This is a genomic window from Aeromonas sp. QDB63 (assembly GCF_027707425.1).
In the GTDB taxonomy this organism is placed as follows: Bacteria; Pseudomonadota; Gammaproteobacteria; order Enterobacterales; family Aeromonadaceae; genus Aeromonas; species Aeromonas caviae.
In genome coordinates, this window is record NZ_JAPCIS010000064.1 from 1 (window position 1) to 5,057 (window position 5,057).

Annotated in this window: 3 protein-coding genes; 2 read left to right on the plus strand and 1 reads right to left on the minus strand. The window is 60.4% G+C overall.

Features of this window, described 5'->3' with window-relative positions; genetic code table 11:
• Positions 1-133: 133 nt before the first annotated feature.
• The gene (locus PG879_RS20275) at positions 134-2,005 is read right to left on the minus strand and encodes a methyl-accepting chemotaxis protein (RefSeq protein ID WP_210600877.1); all 1,872 of its coding nucleotides are present in this window, start codon (positions 2,003-2,005) and stop codon (positions 134-136) included.
• A 252-nt stretch (positions 2,006-2,257) separates the two neighbouring features.
• Between PG879_RS20275 and prfB the strand changes: the two genes are divergently transcribed.
• A protein-coding gene (gene prfB, locus PG879_RS20280) for a peptide chain release factor 2 (protein ID WP_102948437.1) occupies positions 2,258-3,356 on the plus strand; the annotation gives its coding sequence in 2 pieces (ribosomal slippage) (positions 2,258-2,332 and positions 2,334-3,356; 1,098 coding nt in all).
• A 20-nt stretch (positions 3,357-3,376) separates the two neighbouring features.
• On the plus strand, positions 3,377-4,912 hold the full coding sequence (gene lysS, locus PG879_RS20285) for a lysine--tRNA ligase (protein WP_104455418.1): 1,536 nt from the start codon (positions 3,377-3,379) through the stop codon (positions 4,910-4,912).
• The last annotated feature ends 145 nt before the right edge of the window (positions 4,913-5,057 follow it).

Below are 5,057 nucleotides of genomic sequence, written 5' to 3' on the forward strand. Positions count from 1 at the left end.
CCCAGGGCGGTGAAGATATCAAAGACCCGTTTTCCGGTAAATCGCAATGCGGCTCCGCTTAAGTGAACAGCATTGCGCACCAAGGTGCGGGGCTTTTTACTGACGCCACGGTAGAACTGCGGCCTGACCTTCCTTACAAAATAAAGGTCGACACCTGCTGGTTCAGGTTGGTAGCACGCCCCTTGAGGTTGTGCGCCTGATCCAGGTCGCGCATGGCGGAAGCGGTGATCTCGTCGCTCACATCCTTGATGGCGGTGGTGTTCTGGGTGATTTCACCGGTCACCTGGGTCTGCTCCTCGGCGGCGGTGGCGATCTGGCCCGCCATGTCGGAGATGAGGCTGACGGCCTGGGTGATCTCCTCCAGAGCCGCAGCGGCAGCGTCGGCATCCTTCACGCTGTTGTCCGCCAACCCCTGGCTGGTCTGCATCAGGCTCACCGCGCGGGCCGTGGTCTGTTGCAGGGTTTCGATGGTGGACTGGATCTCCTGAGTGGAATCCTGGGTACGGCGCGACAACACCCGCACCTCGTCCGCCACCACGGCGAAACCGCGACCCTGTTCGCCGGCACGGGCCGCTTCGATGGCCGCGTTCAGCGCCAGCAGGTTGGTCTGCTCGGCAATGCCCTGGATGGTGGAGAGGATGCCGGAGATGGCCTGAGCGTGACGGCTCAGCTCACCGATGACGCCGGTCGCCTGCCCCACTTCCTCGGCCAGGTTGTTGATGGACTGGCGAGTCTGGTTCACCAGGATCTTGCCCTGTTCACTGCTCTGGGCGGATTGCTGGGCGGCCGCAGCGGTGTTCTCGGCGTTGCCCGCGATCTCCATGGTGGCACTCGCCATCTCGGTGACGGCGGTGGCGACCATGGTCACCTCCTGTTGCTGGCGCTGCAGCTCTTCCACCGCGGCCTGGTTGGTCACCAGACTGCGTTCGGCATCGGCGTTCAGCTCGTTGGCAAGCTGACGGATGTTGGCGATGAGCTGATGCTGGCTGCCTACGAAGCGATTGAAGCTGCCGGCGAGCTGGCCCACTTCGTCATTGGCGTCGATCTTGATGCGCTGGGTCAGATCGCCGTTACCGTCTGCGATGCGGGCCAGGGCCTGGGACACCTTGGTGAGGGGGCCGAGCAGCAGGCTGACCAGCCAGGAGATGGCCAGGATGCTGCCCACCAGCACCAGCAGGGCCAGGCCGAGCTGGGTTATCAGCAGGGAGGAGAGCGGCGCCTCCAGGGTGCTCTTGTCCAGTACCAGCACCAGCTCCCAATCGGTGTCCGGAATGTCCGTCGCCCACAGCAGCTTGTCACGCCCCTCGTTGTCGAAGAAAGCAGGCACCAGGCTGTTGCTCGCCTTGCTCTGCTCGATCAGGGCATTGGTCAGATCGTTGTCGATCTCGCTGGCCGGCTTCATCGCCTTGGCCGCATCCTTGTAGGCGATGACGGTGCCATCCTTGTGCATCAGGATGGCGAAGCCGTCCGCCGGCAGCTTCATCTTGGTGATGTCATCCACCAGGGAGGCAATGGAGAGATCCCCCCCCACCACGCCGCCCTGGGCAGGCTGGGCCAGGGTCACCACCAGAATGTTGTAGGCCACGTCGAGGTAGGGTTTGGTGACGATCATGCCGCCCTTGGCCATGGCTTCCTGATACCAGCCACGGGAGCGGGGATCGTAACCGTCGCGGTTGATGGAGGGGTCGGAGTCGTTCATCTTGCCGCTGCCCTCACCAAAATAGGTGAGCTGGAAACGGCCGGACACCTGGGCCTGTTGCAGGGCGTTGAGGGGCTCGGCACCGGCCTTGTTGCCAAGGGCCTGGATGACGTCACGACGGGCCGCGAGCCAGTCGCTGACGCTGGCGGCCTGCTGGCTGCCAAGGCGTTGCACCTGTTCCTGACTGTCTTGCAGCAGCATGGACTTCTGGCTGCTGTAGCTCTGCCAGGAGAGCAGCAGGATCACCAGTGACAAGGCGATGACCACAGACAACAGTATCTTCAGCTTGAGTGATAGGTTTTTCATCGTGTTTTCTTCTTGTGGGAGTCGGGAACAGGATCAATCGGGAGTGCGTGGCACTGTGTGTTGTTAGTGGCCAATCCGCGCAAAACTGAAGCGGAGAATGGCGTGAGTGACGATATTTTACGCGGAAATTTTAAAAATGCTGCGGAAAATTGGAGCAGGAAAAAGAGCGGGGCCAGCCAACCCTGTTTATTCCTTCTGCAATTGGCTAGAATATCCCGTTTTTAAATCACATCGACCCCGAGAGTTTTCACGATGTTTGAAGTCAATCCTGTATTAAACAAGCTTAAGGAGCTGTCTGAGAGGACCGAGCTGCTTAGGGGGTACCTTTGACTATGACGCCAAGAAAGAGCGTCTAGAAGAGGTCAATGCCGAGCTGGAACAGCCGGATGTCTGGAACGAACCCGAGCGCGCACAGGCGCTGGGCAAGGAGCGCGTCTCCCTGGAGAACGTCGTCAGCACCATCGATACCCTGACCCAGGGCGTCGATGACGTCGAGATGCTGGTCAGCCTGGCCGTCGAAGGCGAAGACGAAGAGACCTTCAACGAAGCCGTTGTCGAAGCGGACGAACTGGAGGCCAAGCTGGTGGATCTCGAGTTCCGTCGCATGTTCTCCGGTCAGCATGACGGTTCCGACTGCTACATCGACATCCAGTCCGGTTCCGGTGGCACCGAGGCCCAGGACTGGGCCAACATGGTGCTGCGCATGTACCTGCGCTGGGGTGATGCCCACGGCTACAAACCCGAGCTCATCGAATGCTCCGAAGGCGACGTGGCCGGCATCAAGTCCGCCACCATCAAGTTCACCGGCGAGTATGCCTTCGGCTGGCTGCGCACCGAGACCGGCGTGCACCGTCTGGTACGCAAGTCGCCGTTCGATTCCGGCGGCCGTCGTCACACCTCGTTCTGCTCCGTGTTCGTCTACCCCGAGATCGACGATGACATCGAGATCGAGATCAACCCGGCTGATCTTCGCATCGACGTCTACCGCGCCTCCGGTGCGGGTGGTCAGCACGTCAACCGGACCGAGTCCGCGGTGCGTATCACCCACGTGCCGACCGGCGTGGTGGTGCAGTGCCAGAACGACCGTTCCCAGCACAAGAACAAAGATCAGTGTATGAAGCAGTTGAAGGCCAAGCTCTACGAGCTGGAAATTCAAAAGCAGAACGCTGAGAAGCAAGCCCTCGAAGAGACCAAGTCCGACATCGGCTGGGGCAGCCAGATCCGCTCCTACGTACTGGATGATTCCCGTATCAAGGATCTGCGCACCGGCGTCGAAACCCGCAATACCCAATCGGTACTCGACGGCGACTTGGACAAGTTTATCGAAGCCAGCCTGAAATCAGGCCTGTAAACAGAGCAGCAGGAATCACCATGTCTGAACAAATCACCACCCCGGAAGTCGACCAGACTCTCGAACTGAACAACGAGATGCTTGAGCGTCGCTCCAAGCTGGCCGCCTTGCGCGCCCAGGGCAACCCCTTCCCCAACGATTTCCGTCGTGACAGCCTCTCCGGCGATCTGCACGCCGAATTCGGCGACAAGAGCAATGACGAACTGGTCGCCCTGGGTAAACAGGTGAAGATTGCCGGTCGCATCATGACCCGCCGGATCATGGGCAAGGCGTCTTTCGCGACCCTGCAGGACATGGCTGGCAAGATCCAGATCTACGTGACCCGTGACGATCTGCCGGAAGGCTTCTACAACGAGCAGTTCAAGAAGTGGGATCTGGGTGACATCGTCGGTGTCGAGGGTACCCTGTTCCGCACCAACGCCGGTGAGCTCTCCGTACACGTCTCCACCATCCGCCTGCTGACCAAGGCCCTGCGCCCGCTGCCCGAGAAGCACAAGGGTCTGACCGACCAGGAAGCCCGCTGCCGCCAGCGTTACCTGGACCTGATCGCCAACGAAGAGTCCCGCAAGACCTTCGTGACCCGCACCAAGGTGGTGGCTGGCATTCGCAAGTTCCTGAACGACAAGCGCTTCATGGAAGTGGAAACCCCCATGATGCAAGTCATCCCGGGTGGCGCTTCCGCACGTCCCTTCATCACCCACCACAATGCGCTGGACATCGACATGTACCTGCGTATCGCTCCGGAACTCTACCTGAAGCGTCTGGTGGTCGGTGGTTTCGAACGTGTCTACGAAATCAACCGCAACTTCCGCAACGAAGGCATCTCCGTTCGCCATAACCCCGAGTTCACCATGCTCGAGTTCTATATGGCCTACGCCGATTACATCGATCTGATGGATCTCACCGAAGAGATGCTGCGCACCCTGGCACAGGACATCCTGGGCGATACCAGGATCCGTTACGCCAAAGAGGGCGAAGAGGGCCTGACCATCGATTTCGGTCAGCCGTTCCAGCGCCTCTCCATGGTCGACTCCATCCTGAAGTACAACCCGGGTGTGACCCGTGACGATCTGGCCACCCTGGAGAAGGCCACCGCCGTCGCCAAGGGTCTGAAGATCGAGCTGATGAAGAGCTGGGAGCTGGGCCACGTGATCACCGCGATCTTCGAAGAGACCGTGGAACACATGCTGCTGCAACCGACCTTCATCACCGAGTACCCGGCCGCCGTCTCCCCGCTGGCCCGTCGCAACGACCAGAACCCGGACGTCACCGACCGCTTCGAGTTCTTCATCGGCGGCCGCGAGCTGGCCAACGGCTTCTCCGAGCTGAACGATGCGGAAGATCAGGCCGAGCGCTTCCAGGCCCAGGTTGACCAGAAAGCCGCAGGGGACGACGAAGCCATGTTCTACGACGCCGACTTCGTCACCGCGCTGGAACACGGTCTGCCGCCGACCGCCGGTCAGGGTATCGGTATCGACCGTCTGGTGATGCTGTTCACCAACAGCCACACCATCCGCGACGTCATCCTGTTCCCGGCCTTGCGTCCACAAAAGTAAGCGCCGCAGAAACAGGGCCGCAGCAAAACGCTGCCGTCCATGGCAATCAAAACGCCCCGCAATTGCGGGCAATGCTGATCAGTTAAGGATCCATTGACCGATCCTTCTGCTGTAGGACAATCCGGAACCAATCACTGGTTCCGGA